The organism is Texcoconibacillus texcoconensis, from assembly GCF_014202575.1.
Lineage (GTDB): Bacteria > Bacillota > Bacilli > Bacillales > Salisediminibacteriaceae > Texcoconibacillus > Texcoconibacillus texcoconensis.
Map to the genome: position 1 here is coordinate 22,567 of NZ_JACHHB010000014.1, position 21,062 is coordinate 43,628.

Genomic DNA, 21,062 nt, shown 5'->3' on the forward strand with positions numbered 1-21,062 from the left:
AAATAGAAATTGTTCAACCTTTTTGTACGATGACAGAACGTAGAGAAGTAGCCAATGAAAACAAATACCTGTTTATCCTTTGACTAAATCCCTTGACCCTTGTTCTTTATCGACTCTAATATTTGAACATCTGTCATTAGTGAGTTCATTAATACGGCCATACTTCACTTTCATATCAACAGACTACATTTACAAGAATTCTTTTTCTCTTCGATAACGAGATATTTACTTTAGGATTTTGAATAAAAACCTCTAGTTTGATCGAATGATTGCTCCTGACATTACACACTTTTTACAGAGAATAAGTTTCATTCGTTGGTGGATCATCAAGAAGTCGGTCAATGCGGACGACAACATCATTGACATACGTAAATTACCTCGTCTTCCCATCCGATATTAAAAGCTAAATTGCATCACTTTCCATAATTTAAATTAAACAGACTGTACAACCAAGTTGTTTTATTGATATTTTTTTATTTGCTTTTCTCTTGATTTCAATTTAATATATCTTTTGAATAAAGTTATAGGGTTGAGAATCTCAGAAGAAAATAATCGGACCTGATTCATTCGCAAAATCCTTATTACTTGATATATTTTTTTAACCCCATATTTTCTTGCCATAACCAAGTAGCCCTGTCCGCTTAAACCTAAAGACTTGAAATCTCCAACAGATAGGTTTTTTTCCAGAAATTTATATCGACTAATTGAGACCTCTAATCGAGTATCAAATATTTCTTCATTTATATTTGTTGTTAGACTCCCTTTATTTCTCGTTACACAATAAATAACTTCATCTGAAGCAGTAATTGACTTTGCAAAAAAACCTGTTTTCACAGAGAACATTACGTCGTTTGAAGCAGGAACTTCATCAAATTCAATTTTATATTCTTCGATAAAACCTAAACGATATAACTTTGACCAGGGAACATAGTAGCTCGACCTTAGATTTAGCTCTGTATGACTATTTTTATCTCTTATAAAGTCATTAACCAGATCTTCGTATTTTTGATGTCTATTCGACATTTGATGTGTGTCTTCACACATACTTGTAGGTTTAAAAAAGACAATATCGTAATTAGAATTAAAATAGTTTTGAACTTTTTCTAAGAAACCTTTTTGAAAGAAGTCATCCGCATCTGCAAAAAGACACCATTTTCCTCGTGCATTTTTAATTCCTAAATTTCTCGCTGCACCGGCACCCTTTTTGTTAGATTCATTTTGGTAAATATAAATCCTCTTTTTAGGGTATATTCTTTTTAATTGATTCAACTGTTCAAATTGCCCCTCATCACTATGATCATCAACAATAATAATCTCATAATCATCACTCTGAGGGATCGAATCAATTAACCTTTTTATTGTTGAACCCGAATTATAATACGGAATAATAATAGATAATTGAATCACAAAAACACCCTTCCTATTGATAATGGGCTCAGACTACCCATGCCTCCTTAAAAATTTAATGAAATAAAAAGTGACAGAAATTGAATACCTAAGTGGATATATATCTTGAAACGTCCAGATCAGCGTCAACAGAAAGTACGGGACCTCGATCCATTAGATAAACAACTTCACCTATTCATTCATTTAAAAACGTCGTCGCTGGAAAAACTGCAATGAAGTATTCACAGAGCATCTTCAATTGTTCCAAACGGAAAACACTAGACACACCTATTCGTAATAAAGTCTATGGAATGTGTATGGGAACAATAATAAGCTATATTAGCTATTCTATAAATAAGTCATTAAGAGATTCTTTAGAACAACATATAGAACCCAATCCTTAAGAAATCGCTACTGATAGTTAATTTGTTAACACTTTATAAAATTTATATAGACTTTTTCAGCAGTCTCGAACCACACCGTACTTCACCTATGCCTCTGTGATACAAATAGGCACATAAATGTCTGTATAGATGACCAGGGTACACACTTTTTGTCCGAAAATGCATTGGATGTAAATATTAAACAATTTCATGAGAATTTGATGATGAATTCTTTTTATTTAAAATAATACCAATAAATAAAGATATCATTATCCAGAATATCGATGCTTGAATGGTTACTAGAAAAACTTCATGTGTAACGGACATTATTAAAAATGCTAATATTAATAATATGATAGATAAAGATTCAGAAGTATACCTTTTTAAATGTACTAAAGCAAAAGTAATTAGTAAGATAATGGGGATAAACCACAATACTAAGCCAATGTAGCCAACCTCAAGTATCAATCTAACAAATTGGCTATCTGCTGAAAGGGTGAATCCCCCTGTTAGAGTTTGTGTAAAGCCTTTCCCATTTCCAAATACCAAACCTATGTTGTCACTTTCAGATAATAACCTGTCCCATTTATTTTGGCGGGTATTAGCTCCTGAATCAAAGCCACTCACTAGCCTTCTTTCCACATACTCTAAAATAGGAGTGAAATATTTAAATACTAATAATGAGCAAGTTGCAACAACCACCATAGATGTAAATGTATATATTAAATTTAGTTTGGAAAAGAGCAATTTATATAATATATAAATTATTAAAACTATTAACATTGCAGAAATTGCAGTTCTAGAAACTGTAGCCAATGTTAAAAACATTGATATTATTGAACAAAACAAAAAGTATAATTTTAATTTGTTTTTTACATGAATTGATGATTGATATAAAAATAACAGAGATATAACTAAAAATAGTCCTCCGGATTGACTCGATGCTCCTTCACTTATAGTACCTATTCCATAGAAACCGAACATATTATCAAAGACTACTTGGTATAACCCCCAAATAATAGTGAGCGAGGAAAGTATAGTGATAAGCGATAACAGTTTTTTTCTGTTTTATAACTGAATATTACCAATAAGAGAAATAGAGCATAGATAAAATATTGAAATTCTTTTAATAGAAATAAAAAATATATAATAGAGAGGTCATTAAAGGCTACATTGGCTATCGTAATTAATAAACTATAAATTAAGTAAAATATTGTTGTATATACAAACATTTTTACCCAGACATTGGGTAAAGGGAGAAACAATGAATGATAATAAGTTGTTAATAAAATTAAAACCATCCCAACAACAATAACATCTTCGAACCTGAAGTTCACACCACTCACACTAAATCTTGGAAGCAAAAACACACTTATAACCATAAGATATACCGTAATAATCGTTACTTTTTTAGGTTTGGTTATAAATAAAATTATGCCAGTAATCACAAAAAGCAAACTAAATAATAAACCTATATATATTGCCCCTTGCGCTGTTAAGATTGCCACAAAGGATGCCAAAAGTGTACATAATATTATATATAGGTATTTTGACATTTGAACAGTAATCTTTGACACTTCCTTTAACATTGATACTGTGTCAAGAAAATGGACACAGAAAATTGAGTCCCCCCTGTCGCGTTTTCTGGGGTCAGCATAAAACAAAGGGGGGATATCAAAATTATTTAATTGATTGTTCTGCGTTAAGCTAATTACTCCTTAAAAGTAGTCCTGTTATCAAACACAAGACCATGATACTACCGAATAAAATTGCATTCCCTAGTGTCAATGGAAAATTCCAAGATCTTTTCTTCATAACAAAGGGTGAAAGAGGTAATACGATTAAGATATATTTACCTTGTACTCTCCGCTTTTTCCCAAAAAGGTTTCGATTTACCTGTTATTTGATTATAAGTTCCGACCAGCTGTGCTAATAGTGTCATTACATAATAGTATGGAAAATAAAAAACTTTATGGTTCAATCCAAACATTTTTTTCATTAGAGCTAATAAATAGAATGATATTTGTATAAGAAATAGAAAATAATATAGGATATTTTCATTAATTAACAATATATTAGTAGATAATAATGTTATATGAAATATAAACAAAGCACGTCTACATGCTCGGTGACCAAAATAAAAATAACTATACCATCCATATTTAAACGGATTATATTTTCTAATGTCTGTGTAAAGAGCCTTTAAGCCTCCTCTAGACATCCTGACTTTCCTTTTAAACTCATCACCTGTCGTTTCGCCAGCTTTTTCATAAGCGATTGCTTTTTCGTTAAAAATAGCTTTTTTATGGATTAGTGCTGCATGAGAAGGCATTGCACTATCATGGGATCTTATTGGATCAAAATCTACATAATCTGACTTTCTTATGGCATATATTGCGCCATTTCCGGCTGTAATTGTTTTTACATCGGATTCTACTTTTCTCATGAAAAGGTCATAATTCCAATACTTGTTTTCAGCCTCACTGGTTATTGAATCTAAGCTGTTAACATATGTTAATTTACCTGTAACATAGATCACTTTCTCATCTACAAACGAAGAAACTAAGTGGATTATAGCATCTTTTTCTAACATTGAATTTGCATCACTAAAAGCCAGAATTTTTCCATTAGCAATTTTAACTGCCTCATTTTGCGCATTCGTTTTCCCTTGTCTTTTTTTCACTTTATAAAGTCGAATGTTATTTTGATTATTCTTAGTAATGAAATCCTCTACAATGTCATTTGTTTTATCCGTACTGTTATCTGAAGAGATTATTATTTCCATCAAATCTTTAGGGTAGTTTAGATTTATTAAATTTTGTAATTTCTTTTCAATAACCGACTCTTCGTTATGAGCAGGAATTATAATTGAAACCTTGGGCCTCATCGAAGTATCAACTTCAACATTTTTTTTCTTTATAAACTTATCAATGATATATAATGATATTGGATAACCTATCATAGTGTGGAAAATCAATATTAGACTTAACCAAAACACTATTTCTACTATAATCATAGGCAAGCCTCTCCAATCTATAATCTAAGAACCTACTTTAAAGTTCCCTTTACTTTTATTTCGTTAAATTTCATCATATAGACACCTTCGTCATACCGACCAATAAGATCATCATTCTCGTTTCCAAGTATATTATGAATAATCATCTCTGGTACGTTCACTCCACACTCATATGCATATGGATAACCACCGCCAAATCGAGGGTTCACTTCAGAGATATAATATTCTCCGTTGACTTTAAAAACATTTATGTCAATAATCCCTTTAAATCCTGCAACCTTCACAAAATCGGTTATTAACTCAAATAGATGTTCATCTTTAACCGAAACAGACTTATCCGTTTCGCCAGCTCTCATTTTCAACTTTTCTTTTATAAAGATAGAAACCGGTTCATTAGAAAGTAAATCAATGTATACGTCTGCTCCGTATTCAATGCCATCCATAAACTCTTGTATCATTAAATTATCAAAGCGTCTAAATAACAATTCAACTTCTTCTTTTGAATTAACTTTACTTATACTAATGCTTGCACTACCTTTTACTGGTTTAATAAAAACTGGATAATTTATATATCCAGCTTCAACATCACTATAAAATTGTTCTTTAATGTTACCGATAAAACTAGCGGCACTTATTATTATTAATTTTAGGTGACTTATTTTTTCGGTTCATACTCACATATTGTATGCCTGTATTTCCCTGAATTTAACAACGGTATACCAGAAACATGTTCGATATTTATATTTGCATCATTACCTAAAAGTCCTTTAAACCTTTCAACAAAAAAATTATCTTTATATATTTTTTCTTTCATATTAATCTTAAATAAATAATCATTTTTTCCTTTTTGAATAAATTGATATTGTTCAATTCCTCTAAGGTCTGCCATATAACGACTTATTACATGAGAAGATAGCATGTTACCAGAAGTATCGTATATAAAGTCCAATATTCTTCCTTCAATATTTTTAATTACTATTTTATGATTCCAATTTAATTCATACCTACATAAATCGCCTGTGTCATAGCGAATAACCGGAGTTGCATAGTTAAATAAGTCTGTAACTACTATTCGTGCTAGTTCCCCTGGTTTTGCTTCTTTATTACTATTTAATTTAAGAAATTCTATATAATAAGAAGCATCATTGATGAGAAAATAAGAGTATTTAATATCTTCTTGAGCCAATATTCCATTTTCTTGATTAGAGTACCTAGAAACAACCTGACAACCTAGGCGATTTTGTAGGATCTTTCTTGTATTTTCCTTCAAAAGTTCTGCAGTACTGATAATTGTTTCTACATTATAGTTTTCTTTGGAGACATCGTTATCTTCTAAATATCTCGATATTTGATCTAAACTTGAAGCATAAGCAGAGATACATTTTAATTTTTTATCTTTTCTTAATAAAATATCAAAATTCTCTAAGGCCTTATCATTAAGATTCAGTACATCTATTTCAATCATGTTTTTTTTAAGTAAACTTATACGTGAATTCCTATTTTCCTTGGTCCATACTCTAAGAAATGCATTTCTATCACCAACATAAAAACCCGCTTTCTCACCAAAAAAAATAAGCTCAGCTAACACTCGATCCCTTTTTCCTTGATTCTGTTCCATGATTAAGGGGGTACCGGTTGAACCACTTGTACTCTTTTTATGCAAATTATTATTTTTGTATAAATTAGATAGCAGTTCATTTTTACTATCTCTAAGGATTTGTTTATCGATTATAGGAAAATCAGATAAACCTTCATAACCTTCATATTCTTTATAGTATGGTGAATTAGTAACAGCATAATCTAACAAATTTTTAAGGTGAGTACTTTTTCTTTCCTCGTAACCGTCTCTTTGTTCATAAATATATTTAATATCATTGTAATGAGAACTTATACTTCCACCTTTGATTTTATCCAAAGTCCAAAAAACTTTTTTTCTAATTAATTCACCAACCATTTTATACTTCCTTTCGTTTCTTTCAAATTAAAAAGAACTTTTATTTAATGACTACTTCATTGTATTTAAGCATATAAATACCTTCCACATAGTCACCAATTATATTTTCATTTATATTACCTTTTAAATTATTAATAACCATATTCGGAACATTAATTCCTGCAGCATATGCGTGAGGGTACCCCCCACCAAATCGAGGGTTAACTTCAGAGATATAATATTCACCATCTACTTCAAAGATATCAATGTCAATAACACCTTTAAATCCAACAGTCTTAACAAAGCTCTCAATTAATTTAGAAAGTTTTTCATCTTTAAATGAAACTGACTTATCAGTTTCACCAGCTTTCATTTTCAACTTTTCTTTTATAAAGATAGAAACCGGTTCATTAGAAAATAAATCAATGTATACGTCTGCTCCGTATTCAATGCCATCCATAAACTCTTGTATCATTAAATTATCAAAGCGACTAAATAATAATTCAACTTCTTCTTTAGAAGTAACCTTACTTATATTAATACTTGCACTGCCTTTTACTGGTTTAATAAAAACTGGATAATTTATATATCCAGCTTCAACATCACTATAAAATTGTTCCTTATCTACATAACTTTTTACAGTTTTAAACCCATTCTGAACTAAAAACTCATACATCTTATACTTATCAAAACACATTTCTACAACTTTATAATCTGAAACAATTGGTGTTGTACCTATATTTAAAAACGATTCCTTATTTTGAGCAAGAAAGGTTAATTCGGGATCAATTAGTGATAATACAGCCTTAATATCATTTGCTCTGCAAATATTAAGAATGGTATCTAAATAACCCTCTTCAGTCATTTTTGGGACTATATAATGCTCGTCTGCGTCGTATAAAGCTGGTGCTAATTCACTACAATCTGTTGCTATAACCCGACCGTAATTTCCAACTTCCTTTTTAAAGTACTGTACAATTTTGTTTCTTGTGCCACAGCTTAAAACTAGTATATTTAAGTCATCACTCATCATCCGTCAAATCCCCCAATTTATCAAAAAACAGTGGGGTCCCACCTGTATGGATAAAAAGAATCTTTTTATCCTTGATTTGATTCTTTTTAATATACTCTTTCATACCCCAAAACGCTTTCCCTGTATAAGTTGTATCCAATGGAACTCCATCATATGTTAATACATCTTTAATAGACTGTAATATTTGTTTATTGTATGAACCATACCCATTCAACACAAAATCATCTGCAAAGTTTATTTCATCTATAGTGACCGGTTTTTTACTTAAACTCTTAAAATAGCTATTTACACTTTCAAGAACAACATTACCACCATGGGGATTTTTCCTCGCAATACTTATTCCTACAATTTCTCTAGTATCACCCTTAAGTAGTTTCCCACAAACTAGGCCTGCTTGAGTGGTTCCAGTTCCAGTTGCATGAAAAATATAATCAAAATTAAACTCATTGTTCAATTCATACTCAACTATTTCATTATAAACATTGACATAAGCTTGTGTACCTATATCTCCATGTCCTCCACCTTGTATAAAGTAAGGTTTATAACCTTTGAACTTTAACTCTTCTATTTTTCGATCAATAGTAGCTTTCACTTCAGAAATTTGACAGTACGATAGTATTGCATCAAACATTTTAATTATTTTAGTGTTAAAAGTTAAGTAATTTGATTGAAGGGGTGATATTATATGGCACGGAATACCCTTTGCGGCTGCAAGGTTGGCAATAATTCGACAGTGGTTTGAACTACTGCTACCGTATGTTATAACACAATCAAACTCTTTTTTAATTAAATCATCGAAGAAAATTATTGCTTTCCTTACTTTATTTCCCCCAAAAGAATACGGGTACAAGTCTTCCCTTTTAACATACAATTCATTGCCTAAAAATTTATTAAGTTTCTGTACCGGAGTTTGCACTCTGTTGTTTCCTTCTATATTCATCAAAATCATCTAACACCCCTGGTTCTACAATATCGCTTTTCTTAATCACCTTTAAAGCCGTTCTGAAAATTATGGTTAAGTCTTCTTTAAAGCTTAAACACTCAATATATTCCAAATCTTGTTGAAATCTATCTTCCCAAATAAAGGTGTTTCTCCCCTTCACCTGTGCGCGACCTGTGAGACCAGGTCTAACATGATGCCTCTTAGCTTCTTCCGGTGTGTAAAATGGAAGGTACTTTACTAACAATGGTCTTGGTCCTACAATCGACATATCTCCTTTAACAATATTAAAAAGCCCTGGTAGTTCATCTAAGGAAGTTGAACGTATAAAGTTACCGAATTTAGTTAGCCTGACATGGTCAGGAAGCAATTCTCCATTTTCATCTCTTTCATCAGTCATGGTACGAAACTTATACATTTCAAAGATCCTTTCATTTAATCCTGGTCGTTCCTGTTTAAACAAAATCGGACTACCTAATTTTGTTCTTATCAAAAGTGCAACAACTATAAGAACTGGACTTAATATAATAATTGCACTCAGTGAAAGTATAAGGTCTATTGGTCGTTTGAGGAATCTTTCATAAGCTCCTTTTTTTCGTTTCATCTTTAATCACCAAAGCTCCTTTATAATTTCTCCAATTTTCCCTAATTGTGCATCCGTCATCTTCGTATCACTCGGCAAACAAACACCCTTCTCAAACAACTTCTCTGATACATCCGTTCCGACAAAATCATACTTCTCAAAGAACGGTTGCATGTGCATCGGCTTCCAGATCGGTCTTGATTCAATATTCTCTTCTTCCAATGCTTCAAATATATCAAGTGGTCTTACTTTGCCGTTCAATGTCATGACACTTAACCAATAGTTTGGTGCATCCCATTCATTAGTAGGCATGAATTGCACGCCTTCGAGATCACCAAGTTCTCTCTTATAAAACTCATAAATATATTTCTTCTTCTCAACTCTCTGATCTAATACCTTAAGCTGTCCACGACCAATTCCAGCTACGACATTACTCATCCGATAGTTAAATCCTAGTTCACTATGTTGATAGTGTCTTGCTTTGTCTTTAGATTGGGTCGCCCAGAATCTTGCTTTGGCAATTCTCTCTTCATTATTAGAAACGAGCATGCCCCCACCAGAAGTAGTAATGATTTTGTTGCCATTGAATGAGAAGATGCCATAATCACCAAACGTTCCTGTATGCTGGCCTTTATAGTAAGTTCCTAAAGATTCAGCGGCATCTTCTATCAAAACAACGTTATGTTTCTTACATAGCTCAACGATTTTATCCATGTCGGCAGACAAACCGTAAAGGTGAACAACGATCACGGCCTTTACGTCAGGGTATTTTTGAAACGCTTCTTCTAAAGCTTTCGGACACATATTCCACGTTTCATCATTACTATCAATGAATACAGGTGTTGCGTTTTGATAAATGATTGGATTCGCTGTTGCTGAGAATGTCAGTGTTGGACAGAAGACAATATCACCTTCACCGACTCCTGCTGCTCGCAACGCTAAGTGAATAGCGGCCGTTCCTGAAGAGAGTGCCGCAGCAGCTTTCGAGCCCACTTTTCCTGCTAGTTCTCGTTCAAAACCATTGACGTTTTCGCCAAGGGGAGCGATCCAATTCGTATCAAACGCTTCTTGGACGTATTCCATTTCATACCCTTCATCACTCATGTGTGGTGAAGAAAGAAAAATGCGATCTGACATGATTAAAACTTCCTTCCTCTGTACCATCGTTGTTGTTTAGTCTCTTAGCACTTACCTGGAACCCCCCAACCAACTACTAATCTACTAAAATGAGAAGTTGTCGCTATGTTAAACACCATAGCGACAACTTTATACGATCTTTTCGTTTCATTTCACAACTGCTAAATCTTGCCCTACTTTTATTTTGCTTGTTTCTTTTTTCGGTGGAAGACTTTCTTCTTTTCTTTCAATTACTCCACCTGCGATTTCCAGTACATACTCCCTTAACGTCAGATCCGCAACGCCTTGTGCAACATACGCCTCCGCTCGTTCAATCGCACTAATATCAATCGCTGCAGTTTTCCCACGGTAAATCTGCGGATAGATTTGTTCACCGTGGACTTCGTCGTCGGAGAGGAGTTCTTCGTATAGTTTTTCGCCTGGGCGCATGCCGGTGTATTTGATGCCGATGTCGTCGGTGTCGTAGCCGGATAGTTTGATTAAGTTTTTGGCTAGGTCGACGATTTTGACGGGTTCGCCCATGTCGAGGACGAAGATTTCGCCGCCGTCGGCTAAGGCGCCGGCTTGGATGACGAGGCGAGATGCTTCTGGGATCGTCATAAAGTACCGGGTCATGTCTGGGTCGGTCACTGTAACCGGTCCCCCCGCTGCGATTTGCTTTTTAAAGAGTGGGATGACACTGCCTCTACTTCCGAGCACGTTTCCGAACCGGACCGCGACAAACCGTGTGTCGCTCACTTTGTTCATATGTTGGACGACCATTTCTGCGAGTCGCTTCGTTGCCCCCATAATGCTCGTTGGGTTGACGGCTTTGTCGGTTGAAACCATCACAAACGCTGAAACACCTGATTTGTCAGCGGCTTTGGCGACGTTTTTCGTTCCCATCACGTTGTTTTTCACGGCTTCATGTGCATTTTGTTCCATCAGTGGCACGTGTTTATGCGCCGCCGCATGATAAATGACATCCGGTTTTTCGCGCATCATCACGTGTTCAATCCGTTCTCTGTCTTGGATGTCGGCAATCACCGGTTGGATCGCTGCTTCGATTCCATTTGTTTTTAATTCCCGTTCGATTTCATAAATGCTGTTTTCGCCATGACCGAGCAAAATCAATTTCGCTGGTTTAAAATTGGCCACTTGGCGGCAAATTTCTGAACCGATGGAGCCGCCTGCGCCAGTGACGAGGACGGTTTTGCCTGATAGTTTATTCGATATTTTACTAATATCGAGTTCAACCGGGTCGCGGCCGAGTAAGTCTTCCACTTGCACGTCACGGATAGCGGTGACGGACACTTTCCCAGATGCTAAGTCTTCCACGCGCGGCATGATTTGCGTTTTTGCGTTTGTATTTGTGCAGCGATTAAAGATTTCATGGAGTCGCTCGCGAGATAACGACGGAATCGCAATGATGATATGCTCGATCTTTTTTAACTGGACGACGGTTTCTAATTCATTGACCGTCCCTAAGACCGGCAGGTCGAAAACCGCTAGCTGTTGTTTGTTCGGGTCATCATCTATGTAACCGACAAGGTTTAGTTCCGTATTCCCACTTTGTGTCAGTTGGCGTCCGACCATTGATCCCCCAAAACCTGCACCGATAATGAGCGTGCGCTTTTTCTCGCTCGTATCATTGGTTGATAAATATGTATCACGGTACATACGCCACATAAAACGAGAGCCGCCGATGAAGATGACATGTAGCATCCATGTGACGATCAGTGCTCGCGTGTACATGGACCCAAAAACAACGACTTGTAAAACCGCAACGACGGCGATTGACAATGTAACTGCTTTTAAGATTGCCTTTAATTCGTATATACTCGCGTAACTCCAAACGCGCTTGTACAACTTAAAAACATGAGCAAATAGATGATGACTGACAAACAAGCCGAGTGAACTGACGATGATTGCTATTGGAACGACATTATTAAATGGCGTTAATAACATGTAGCTGAACACGATCGACATTAATACAATGATGGAGTCGACGGTGACGAGCGCAGCTAGTCGTTTTTGGTAACTCACAATGTTCCCTCTCCTTTCCGTATCCTAAAAAAACCCTAAGCCGTAAGGCTTCATGGGTGTAGAGATTGCCTCACGGCTTAAGGTTTTCTTTGGGCTTCTTCTAAGGCTGATCGTGATGGTGTGAAAAGATTCACTTCTTCACAATAAGTAATTAAACATATAAGAATAACAGGCATTCAACCTATCCTCACACCGCACCTTTGGTGACGGGCACCTAAGGTTTTTGAACCCACAGCGCGGCCGAGTGCCTCCGTTGATAAGGGTTAGGAGGCATTACCCTGTTTTGAAATGCGCGAGGTGTGTCACACAATTGTTGGTTTTTCGTTCAAATTTTTACAGTGATGTTTCTGAAAAAAGTTAGATGGGGATGCCAAATAACTTTTTTCTTTTGATGTATTGTGGTTGGTTTTGTTTGAGTGCTTTGCCTGTGGTGAGGCGTCGGGCGTTTTCTTGGAAGTCTTGCCAGGTGTATGGGTTGATTGTTTTTTCGATTTGTTGTTTGGCTTGTTGCCATCTGAATGGTCTTGTTGTTGTGTTGTGTGCGTCTGATGCGATTAGGTGTGTTAGGTTGTGTGTGATGAGTTGTTCTGTGAATTTTTTGATTTTTTTGCCGAAGTGGCCGGTGATGCTTGATGTTGTGATTTGTGTGACGGCGCCGGCTTTGACGAGATTGTATAGGATGTCTGGGTTGTCGATGAGTTCTGTGTTTCTTTCGGGATGGACGATGACGGGTACGACGCCTGTGAGTTGGATGTCGTACAGTAGTTGGCTTGTGAACCGTGGGACATGGTTTGATGGTAGTTCGACGAATACGTATTCGTGTGCGTTGGCTACCGTTAGGATGTCGCCGGTTTCGAGGCCTTCTACCATTTCACCGTGAATGCGTGCTTCTTGTCCTGGAATGATGTCGACGTTGATGTTTTCTTTTTTTAGTATGGCGTTGAGTTCGTCTGTTTTTCTTAGGATGTTGATGTGTGTGTTTTCGTATGTTGGTACGTTGTGGTGAGGGGTGGTAATGATGGTGGTGATCCCCTCACGTTCTGCTTCTTTGGCTAGTTTGATGCTGTCTGCGAGTCTTGTTGGTCCGTCGTCGACTTCCGGGAGTATATGACAGTGACAATCGATCATCTCGTCGTCCCCTTCCGTGTGAATCTATGGTGTGTTCTGATATTTAATGATGAATTTTTGATGATGAATTTTTGATGATGGATTCTTGATGATGGTTTCTCGCTGATGCACCAGGAATATTTTACCATATTTTCATAGAATTGAAAGGGTGCAGGTGGAAAATTTTGGTGTTTTTTTATTTTCCACCGTAGTAATAGTAATAATGGCCTTGACGTTTCTCTCGTTGGTTTAAGACGACGCCTAGAATGTTGCCGTTGGCGGCGTCGAGTAGTTCTTTTGCTTTTTCGGCTTCTTCTTTTTCGGTTTTGCCACTGGCGGCGACGAGGATTGTGCCGTCGCATTGGTTGGCGAGTACTTGCGCGTCGGTGACGGCGAGTACGGGTGGTGTGTCGATGATGACGTGTGTGTATTCGGTTTGTGCTTCTTCTAGTAGTGCGTTCATCCTACGTGAGCCGAGGAGTTCGGCTGGGTTGGGCGGGATAGGCCCGCTCGTTAAAAGATCGAGATGAGCGATGTCGGTTTGTTGGATCGCTTCTTCGAATGTCGTTTGCTCAGATAGAACCGTTGTGAGTCCTTGTAAGTTACGGCGCTCAAATGTATAGTGTGACGTCGGTTTTCTTAAGTCGGCGTCGATGAGCAGTGTCGGTTGTTCTTGTTGGGCCATGACGGTTGCCAGGTTGGCTGCGGTCGTCGACTTTCCTTCGGATGGTCCGGTTGACGTGACGACGATCGTATCGATGGATGAGTCGATGCTTGCAAACTGGATGTTTGTCCGAATTGTTCGGTATTGCTCGGCGACTGGTGATTTCGGGTCGTAATGGGAGATCAGGCTCCGTTGTGTTTCGTCTAGTGTGCGTTTTGATTTCTTTTTGAAGATCATGCTGATTCCCTCCCTTTCCTGTTGCTACGGCTCAATTCGGTGTTTGCTACTTCTGATTTGCTAGTTTTCACCTCGGGTGTTTCTTCGTCGATGACTGAAACGCTGCCTAAGATCGGTAGGCCGAGTGTGTCTTCGACGTCTTGTTCGTTTCGAAGTGATTGGTCGAGAAATTCTAGTAAAAAGGCAAGTCCTACTGCGGTCATGAGTCCAACGACGAACGCGATCGCCATGTTGAGTGGCGGGTTCGGGCTGACTGGCGTTGGTTGTTCGCCGAGGTCTGCTGATGCGAGCACGTAAATGTTGTCCACATTGAGTAGGTTTGGCATTTCTTGTTCGAAGATGCCAGCTGTGGCGTTGGCGATGTCTGTCGCGCGTGCTGGATTGGTGTCCTCAACGCTGATGTTGACAACTTGTGAGTCTCCTTCGCGTTGGACGTTGATCTCTGGCGTGTTCTCAAGTCCGAGTTCTTCTTCGACTTGGTCGAGGATGTACGGACTTTGTAGGATGACGTTGTATGTATCGATGTATTCTGAGTCTGAGCCGAATGAAGCAGAGTCTAGGATCGATGATGCTGTGGCTGCTTCACTGACGAGTACTTGTGTTGTTGTTTCATAGCGCGGTGTGAGCATAAAGTAGCTGATGATTGCGCTTGCTGCAACGGCTAATAGTGTGATTGATATGATAAGGCCAAGGCGCTTTTTTAGTGTTTCGTATATTTCTTTTAAACTAATTGTTTCTTCCATGGTGATCCTCCAGAGTATTTGGGATATCGAAATTACCATCTAGGTCGAAAGTTTATAGAACATTTTCCCCAATGTCGACAGATTCGACAAAACTTGTCATTTATTCCATATAATAGACACAGAGATTTGTCGAAGGGTTGGGTTGAGTTGGTTGGTCGTGGTGATTCGTTTTGCACAGGATTTTTTTCGGTATGCACGCGTTTTTTCGTTCAGGTGAACTGATTTTTCCTTCAGGTAGAGCGTTTTTTCGTTCAGGTGAAATGGTTTTTCCTTCAGGTAGAGCATTTTTTCGATCAGGTGAACTGATTTTTCCTTCAGGTAGAGTATTTTTCGGTCAGGTGAACTGGTTTTTCCTTCAGGTAGAGCGTTTTTTCATCAGGTGAACTGGTTTTTCCTTCAGGTAGAGCATTTTTCGGTCAGGTGAACTGATTTTTCCTTCAGGTAGAGCGTTTTTTCGGACAGGTGAACTGATTTTTCCTTCAGGTAGAGCATTTTTCGATCAGGTGAACTGGTTTTCCTTCAGGTGAGGCTTCTACCTTACTTCTAAGATTTGTTCGACGGCTTGGCGGCGGCGTTCGTCTTTTTCGGTTTCGTAGATGTTGCGGAATTCTTGGGCTTTGGCTGCGTCGTAGTCGTTTTCTTCTAGTGTGTTTTCAAGTTCGGTGTAAACGGCGTCGAAGCGTTCGTCGGCTTCGTTTTCGTATTGGTCGACGATGTCAATATAGTCGGCTTGGAGTTCGGATTCGGTTTTGTCGAGTTCGCCGGCTTGGAGTAGCTCATAGTCTTGGGTCATTTCTGAGACGAGTGTGTCGACGCGTTCGTATTCTTCGGCTGCGAGTTCTTCGAAGCGTTGGAAATAGGTTTCTTCGATGTCGACGAGTTCTTTGGTGTTCGATTCACTTTCAGATTCAGTGCTAGCTTGTCCTTCATTTGAGGATGAGTCGGATGAATCGGATGAATCGGATGAGTCGGTTTCAGATTCTTCGGTTTGGTCACCATCGTTGCTTTCGGCATCGTCGTCGGTAAAGCGTTCGCTTTCGAGTTCGGTGTCGTTGGATGCTCGGTCGCTTTCTAGCATGGTTGATGCTTCGCTTGCTTGGCGGTCGAGTTCGTTTTGCCAGTAGGTGTTGCCGAAGGCAACGAGGGCGATGGTTGCGATGATGATGGTGATGATGGACCATTTTTTCATTCTGGATTCCTCACTTTTTCGTTGGTGTCGGTTGTCGAATGGATCGTCTTGTTACTGTGTGCTGATTCATGGCGTGATGTGTGGTGAAAACGAAAGCTGTCCGTTATTCGACATGGACTGGTATTTGTATTGGTGTTTGGTTGCCGTCATCGTCGGTGAGATGGCCGCGGGCGGTGAAGTCGCCTTGGGCGTCGCGGATGAGGTCGATGTCGGCGTCTAGGTCGCTTAGGAATTGGGCGACGGATAGTTCGTTGGTGCCTTCTGATAGTTCTTGTGGTTGTTCTAGGTCGCTGGTTGGTGCGTTTGTGAATTCGAGTGTGCTGTCTTTGCTGACGTCGATGGTGCCACTTGTGATTTCGTCTTCGCCGTCGAGGTGGGTGAGGTCGAAAGTAAGGGTGTTGTCTTGGGTGTCGGCTTCGATGGTTTCACCTGCGGCGGTTGTCATGGTTGCGGTGGTTGCTTCTGGTGGTGTGGTGTCGTCGGTGTCTCCGCTTCCATTGTTGTTATCAGGTTCGTCGGTTTCGTCAGTGTTTTCATCGTTGTCACGTTGGTCATCGTTTTCACCGTCGTCATCGTCGTTTCGGTCGTCTTCGGTGGTTAGGGCGCGGTGTAGGAAGACGGCGAATTCGGCGCGGGTGACGTTGGCTTTTGGTTCGTATTGGTTGTTGCTGCGTCCTTCGGTTAGGCCGTGGTGGTACAGGGTGATGATGTTTTCTTGGTGTGAGTGGTTGGCCTCTTGGATGTCGGTGAGTGTGTCATTGTCTTTTGCTTTTGGTTCTAGGTCAAATGAGCGGACGAGGACGGTGGCCATTTCTTCTCTTGTTAAGGGATTGGTTGGGTTGAATTCGTTGTGTGTGTTCCCTTGGAAGATGCCGGCTGCTGTTGTTAGGTGGACGGCATCGGTGTAATATGCGTCTTCGTCGATGTCTGTAAAGTTGGTTTCGGTTTGGTCGGTTGGTTCGTCTAGGTCTAGGGCGCGTGTGAACATGGTTGCTGCGTCGGCGCGGTCAATGTTGTTGTCGGGTTTGAATGTGTCGTCTGGGTAGCCGGTGATGACTTCGGCGTCGACGAGGGTTTGGATTTCTTGTTTGGCGAAGTGGTCGTCGGCGATGTCTGTGAATGTATCGTTGGCAGTGACGGTCGTTGCTGGTATGGCTAGAATGGCTACGAGTGCGATGGTTGTGATTGGTTTCGTGATGTTCATTTGGATGGCTCCCTCCTTTGTTGGATTGTTGGTTTTGGTGAGTGTTCTCGGTGCGTTGCAATGTGACGCAATGTCGCTTGTGGTGACAACCAATAAAAAGGCTGACTTAGGCTGGGCTCTCGTTGGTGAGAGCGCCTGGCCCTGTGTGTCAGCCTTTCTGGCGTTACGGTTGGTTACGGCGACGTGTGTTTTCGTCTAGTTGATGAAGTCGACTTCTTGTAAGAATCGGTCGATGAGTGCGGCCATTTCAGCTCTTGTTGTGTTGTCTTTTGGTAAGAGTTGGTTATGGTCGTCACCGTTCATGATTTCTGTTTGGATGAGTGTTTCGATGTGCTCATCCGCATAGTCTGCGATGTCTGTGTGATCTGTATAGTCTGTGAGCTGAAGGTCTTCATCGAGTTCTGGTTCGTGAGCGATGTAGTCGATGGCACGGCTGATCATTGTTGCCGCTTCTTCACGTGTAACGTCTTCGTTCGGTGTGAACGTGCCGTTTGCGTGTCCTTCGATAATGCCTGTTTCAACTGCTGGCATGATTTCGTCGACGAACCATTCGCTGCCGTCAACGTCTGTAAATTGTTCGTTGTAGGTTTCTGTTGTTGCAAGGCCTAGGCTGCGAGTTAGGACCGTAGCTAGTTCGGCTCTTGTCATGTTTGATTCTGGCTTGAAGGTGTTGTCGTTGTACCCTTCAATAATGTATTTTGATGCGAGTTTTTCGATGTTTTCAAGTGCCCAGTCTGACGTGCTGACGTCTGGGAATGATGCTTCGTTTTCGACAACGACGTATTCGCTGTTGCTGAAGCCTTTGAGTGTTGCTGTGTCTTCATCGATTGTTGTTGGTACGGCTGTGAACGTGCCGTCTTCTTCGAGGCGGACAGCTGTTGCTGTTTCTTCGTCGAAGTCATCTTCACCGTAAATGTCGCGTTCAACAACGGTGTCGAATTGGTCAAGGTTGATTGTGTCGTCACCGATTTCCGCTTGAACTTGGAATGTGACTGGTTCGGATGCTGTTGTTAGCTCGTTTTGTTCGGCGACGTCGTTTTCGTCATCGCTTTGGCTCATTGTGATTGAGAAGCTGACGTCTTCTTCATCTGTATCGAGCACTTGAACTTCAGCTGCTTCGGCGATGTCGGCGCTGAATTCGGATACGCTTGCGCGGAAGGCGCCGTCATTGGAGCTAACTCCGACTGTTGCGTTTTCGTTGGCGCTACGGATTGTTTCGATTGCGTCAGATGGTAGGCTTAATTGCGCTTGCTCACCTGCTTCTGTGTCGATGGAGAAGTCGACTTGTTCGATTGGCTCATCGTCGGACGCTGCTTCTTCTAACGCTTCGGATAAGCTTTCAGCGTCAACTGTTGCTGTGACTTGCTCTGTGCCGTCTTCTAATGTTTCGGATTCAGTGGAGATACTGTCGTCACCGCTGACAGTGCCTTCTTGTTCATCGGTGGTGTCATCGGAGTCGCTAGGGCTGGAGCTTCCACCGCCTCCGCCGCCGGAGCTGCCGTCGTCAGCAGGTTGAAAAGCAGTTACTAATACATGTGCCATTGCATCTTTGATTTCATCTTCATTAAATCCAACCTCAGCAATTAAATCATCACTGATATCTGAGATTTCACTTACACTTAAATCCAATTCATCTTCAAGATGTTCAATCATATCATCGTAATCATCTGTGACATTAAGAAGTAATTCAAGGTCAATGTTATCACGGACCCATTCTTCATCCATTCCTTCAACCCAAAGGCTTTCTGCTTTTTCTTCCAAATCACTAGCCATACCTAATAGATATGCGACAGTCACTTCCTCTCCGTAACCATCAAACAATTCTTTGAAACTGTCATCATGTCTGTCACGGAATTCTTCAATTTTTGAAATAAGTTGATCTTTGTCGGCTTCTACATCATATAGTAGCTCAGCATAATCTTTTGCGATCTCACCTACTGGTCGGGAGACACTTTCCTTTCCCTCAACTGCATCAACAAAATCTTCAGGAAGGATGTCATCCTCCCATGTTTCAGCATCTAATTTTTTAATCTCTTCACGAAACTCTCTTATTGTATCCTTTTGACCTTCGTCCATCTCATCGTAAACTTCTACCATACGTTCTGCATAATCTTGGATTTCTTGTTCTGTTTCTGCAGAGACACTAGGTGTGCCTACGAGTGCAAATGGCACAATAAGTGCGGTTGCAAACATTGAATTTAATGCTTTGTTACTTAGCGGGAGTTTTTTCATAGCTCCTTCTTCACTCCTTCTGTTTTTTATCCTCGTTCCTATTACATTGTTAGGATTTGAAAATATGTAATTATTTAATCTAAAATAGAAAACATTTCCGTTTCACCATCATTACTAATGGTATTAAATAAGTAATAGGAAATCAATACCAATCTACAATTTTTGGATATTCATAGGGTCGAAAGGCGGTTATGACGAGGTTAGACTGGGATGATTATTTTTCGACAATTCGTTCGTTTTATTTCAAAATATGAATGAAAATAACTTTCGCTTCTGGTGTTATTGGTGATGGTTTATCACCTATGAAATAGAAATGGATGGCGCGATGATTCATACAAATGAGGTTATGTCGCTAGAACAAGGGTTTGATACGGGTTACGATGAGCCGAGGTATACTTTTGATGGTGATGTCGTTTCTGAGGAATTATATAATGAGAAACATGATTCATATTATGAGCGTCTTGAGGAAGTTGATACGGGAAGTGTTTCGATTACGGGTCGTGATGTGGTCAATTTTCAACGAAACACTGTCAATGTTGGCAAGATCGGTGAGTTGATTGATTCGTTTGAGTCAACGGCTGTCATCGATGAGCCTTCTAATTGGGCGCAGGAAGAGGTTTCTGAGGCGATGAATTTAAATCTTGTTCCTGAGCGTTTGCAATATGGATATGAAGATGACATCACTCGTGCTGATTTTAGCGTGTTGGTGGTTCATTTGTTAAAGGAGAAAACGGGTCAATCGATTCAAGAGTTGCTGGTTGAACATGATCTGACGTTAGACGTACATACGTTTGATGATACTTCTGATTATGAGGTTCTATCTGCGCATGCGTTCGGGATTGTGAAGGGGCATGGTGATGGAACGTTTGATCCGGAAGGTGCAATTACGAGGCAGGAAGCTGCTAGTATGCTAACGAAAACGGCTGATGTGCTTGATTTGGATACTCGTAGTCATATGGATAACCCTGGGTTTTCTGATCAGGATCATATTGCTGACTGGGCAACTGATGATGTTGCTTTTGTTTCGACGATGTATGATCGTACGAATGGCCTGGCGATTATGACTGGGACTGGTAACGATCGGTTTAGTCCGCTGGATTCTTATACGCGTGAGCAGTCTTTTATGACTTTGAAGAGGTTGTTCAATGTGGAGTCATTGTAAAGAATGTGACAATGGCATTTTGGATCTGTGATGGATAACGGATCTGTAGGGGCAGCGCTCATCATTGTGCGGGATTTGTTATGTTCCG

At 39.4% G+C, this 21,062-nt stretch carries 17 protein-coding genes; 1 reads left to right on the forward strand and 16 read right to left on the reverse strand.

The annotated features are described in order from the left end of the window. Window positions 1–459: 459 nt before the first annotated feature. The 16 genes from HNQ41_RS13560 to HNQ41_RS13635 form a co-directional block, all read right to left on the reverse strand. Window positions 460–1,407: a glycosyltransferase gene (locus tag HNQ41_RS13560; protein WP_184664973.1), complete on the reverse strand. Its 948-nt coding sequence runs from the start codon at window positions 1,405–1,407 to the stop codon at window positions 460–462. 560 nt (window positions 1,408–1,967) lie between these two features. Next, the gene (locus HNQ41_RS13565; protein WP_184664974.1) at window positions 1,968–2,753 is read right to left on the reverse strand and encodes a hypothetical protein; all 786 of its coding nucleotides are present in this window, start codon (window positions 2,751–2,753) and stop codon (window positions 1,968–1,970) included. 868 nt (window positions 2,754–3,621) lie between these two features. Beyond that, the gene (locus HNQ41_RS13570; RefSeq protein WP_184664975.1) at window positions 3,622–4,785 is read right to left on the reverse strand and encodes a glycosyltransferase family 2 protein; all 1,164 of its coding nucleotides are present in this window, start codon (window positions 4,783–4,785) and stop codon (window positions 3,622–3,624) included. Window positions 4,786–4,817: 32 nt separating this feature from the next. Next, window positions 4,818–5,444, reverse strand: a complete 627-nt coding sequence (locus HNQ41_RS13575) for an ATP-grasp domain-containing protein (RefSeq protein WP_184665030.1) — start codon at window positions 5,442–5,444, stop codon at window positions 4,818–4,820. Next, window positions 5,441–6,739 (reverse strand): phenylacetate--CoA ligase family protein, encoded by a 1,299-nt coding sequence (locus HNQ41_RS13580; RefSeq protein WP_184664976.1) that lies wholly within the window; start codon window positions 6,737–6,739, stop codon window positions 5,441–5,443. The genes HNQ41_RS13575 and HNQ41_RS13580 overlap by 4 nt, the downstream gene beginning before the upstream one ends. A 40-nt stretch (window positions 6,740–6,779) precedes the next feature. Next, window positions 6,780–7,751 (reverse strand): ATP-grasp domain-containing protein, encoded by a 972-nt coding sequence (locus HNQ41_RS13585; protein ID WP_246421697.1) that lies wholly within the window; start codon window positions 7,749–7,751, stop codon window positions 6,780–6,782. Further along, window positions 7,741–8,700, reverse strand: coding sequence for a 1-aminocyclopropane-1-carboxylate deaminase/D-cysteine desulfhydrase (locus HNQ41_RS13590; RefSeq protein WP_246421698.1), 960 nt, complete (start codon window positions 8,698–8,700; stop codon window positions 7,741–7,743). Before HNQ41_RS13590 ends, HNQ41_RS13585 begins: the two co-directional genes overlap by 11 nt. Continuing rightward, window positions 8,642–9,295 carry a sugar transferase gene (locus HNQ41_RS13595; RefSeq protein ID WP_184664977.1) on the reverse strand — a complete coding sequence of 218 codons (654 nt, stop codon included), beginning with the start codon at window positions 9,293–9,295 and terminating at the stop codon, window positions 8,642–8,644. Before HNQ41_RS13595 ends, HNQ41_RS13590 begins: the two co-directional genes overlap by 59 nt. Before the next feature lie 6 nt (window positions 9,296–9,301). Further along, entirely contained in the window at window positions 9,302–10,411 is a 1,110-nt protein-coding gene (locus HNQ41_RS13600; protein ID WP_184664978.1) for a DegT/DnrJ/EryC1/StrS family aminotransferase, read from the reverse strand. 147 nt (window positions 10,412–10,558) lie between these two features. Then, a complete protein-coding gene (locus HNQ41_RS13605) occupies window positions 10,559–12,436 on the reverse strand; it encodes an SDR family NAD(P)-dependent oxidoreductase (protein ID WP_184664979.1) in 1,878 nt (625 codons plus the stop codon). A 357-nt stretch (window positions 12,437–12,793) separates the two neighbouring features. Continuing rightward, window positions 12,794–13,564, reverse strand: a complete 771-nt coding sequence (locus HNQ41_RS13610) for a tyrosine-protein phosphatase (RefSeq protein ID WP_184664980.1) — start codon at window positions 13,562–13,564, stop codon at window positions 12,794–12,796. 175 nt (window positions 13,565–13,739) lie between these two features. Further along, window positions 13,740–14,444, reverse strand: a complete 705-nt coding sequence (locus tag HNQ41_RS13615) for a CpsD/CapB family tyrosine-protein kinase (RefSeq protein ID WP_184664981.1) — start codon at window positions 14,442–14,444, stop codon at window positions 13,740–13,742. After that, window positions 14,441–15,187 (reverse strand): YveK family protein, encoded by a 747-nt coding sequence (locus HNQ41_RS13620; protein WP_184664982.1) that lies wholly within the window; start codon window positions 15,185–15,187, stop codon window positions 14,441–14,443. Before HNQ41_RS13620 ends, HNQ41_RS13615 begins: the two co-directional genes overlap by 4 nt. A 532-nt stretch (window positions 15,188–15,719) precedes the next feature. Next, window positions 15,720–16,376, reverse strand: a complete 657-nt coding sequence (locus tag HNQ41_RS13625; protein ID WP_184664983.1) for a hypothetical protein — start codon at window positions 16,374–16,376, stop codon at window positions 15,720–15,722. Window positions 16,377–16,479: 103 nt separating this feature from the next. Next, on the reverse strand, window positions 16,480–17,580 hold the full coding sequence (locus HNQ41_RS13630; protein ID WP_184664984.1) for an S-layer homology domain-containing protein: 1,101 nt from the start codon (window positions 17,578–17,580) through the stop codon (window positions 16,480–16,482). Window positions 17,581–17,775: 195 nt separating this feature from the next. Further along, entirely contained in the window at window positions 17,776–19,812 is a 2,037-nt protein-coding gene (locus HNQ41_RS13635) for an S-layer homology domain-containing protein (RefSeq protein ID WP_184664985.1), read from the reverse strand. Window positions 19,813–20,137: 325 nt separating this feature from the next. Between HNQ41_RS13635 and HNQ41_RS13640 the strand changes: the two genes are divergently transcribed. Then, window positions 20,138–20,974, forward strand: a complete 837-nt coding sequence (locus HNQ41_RS13640) for an S-layer homology domain-containing protein (RefSeq protein ID WP_184664986.1) — start codon at window positions 20,138–20,140, stop codon at window positions 20,972–20,974. Window positions 20,975–21,062 lie beyond the last annotated feature (88 nt).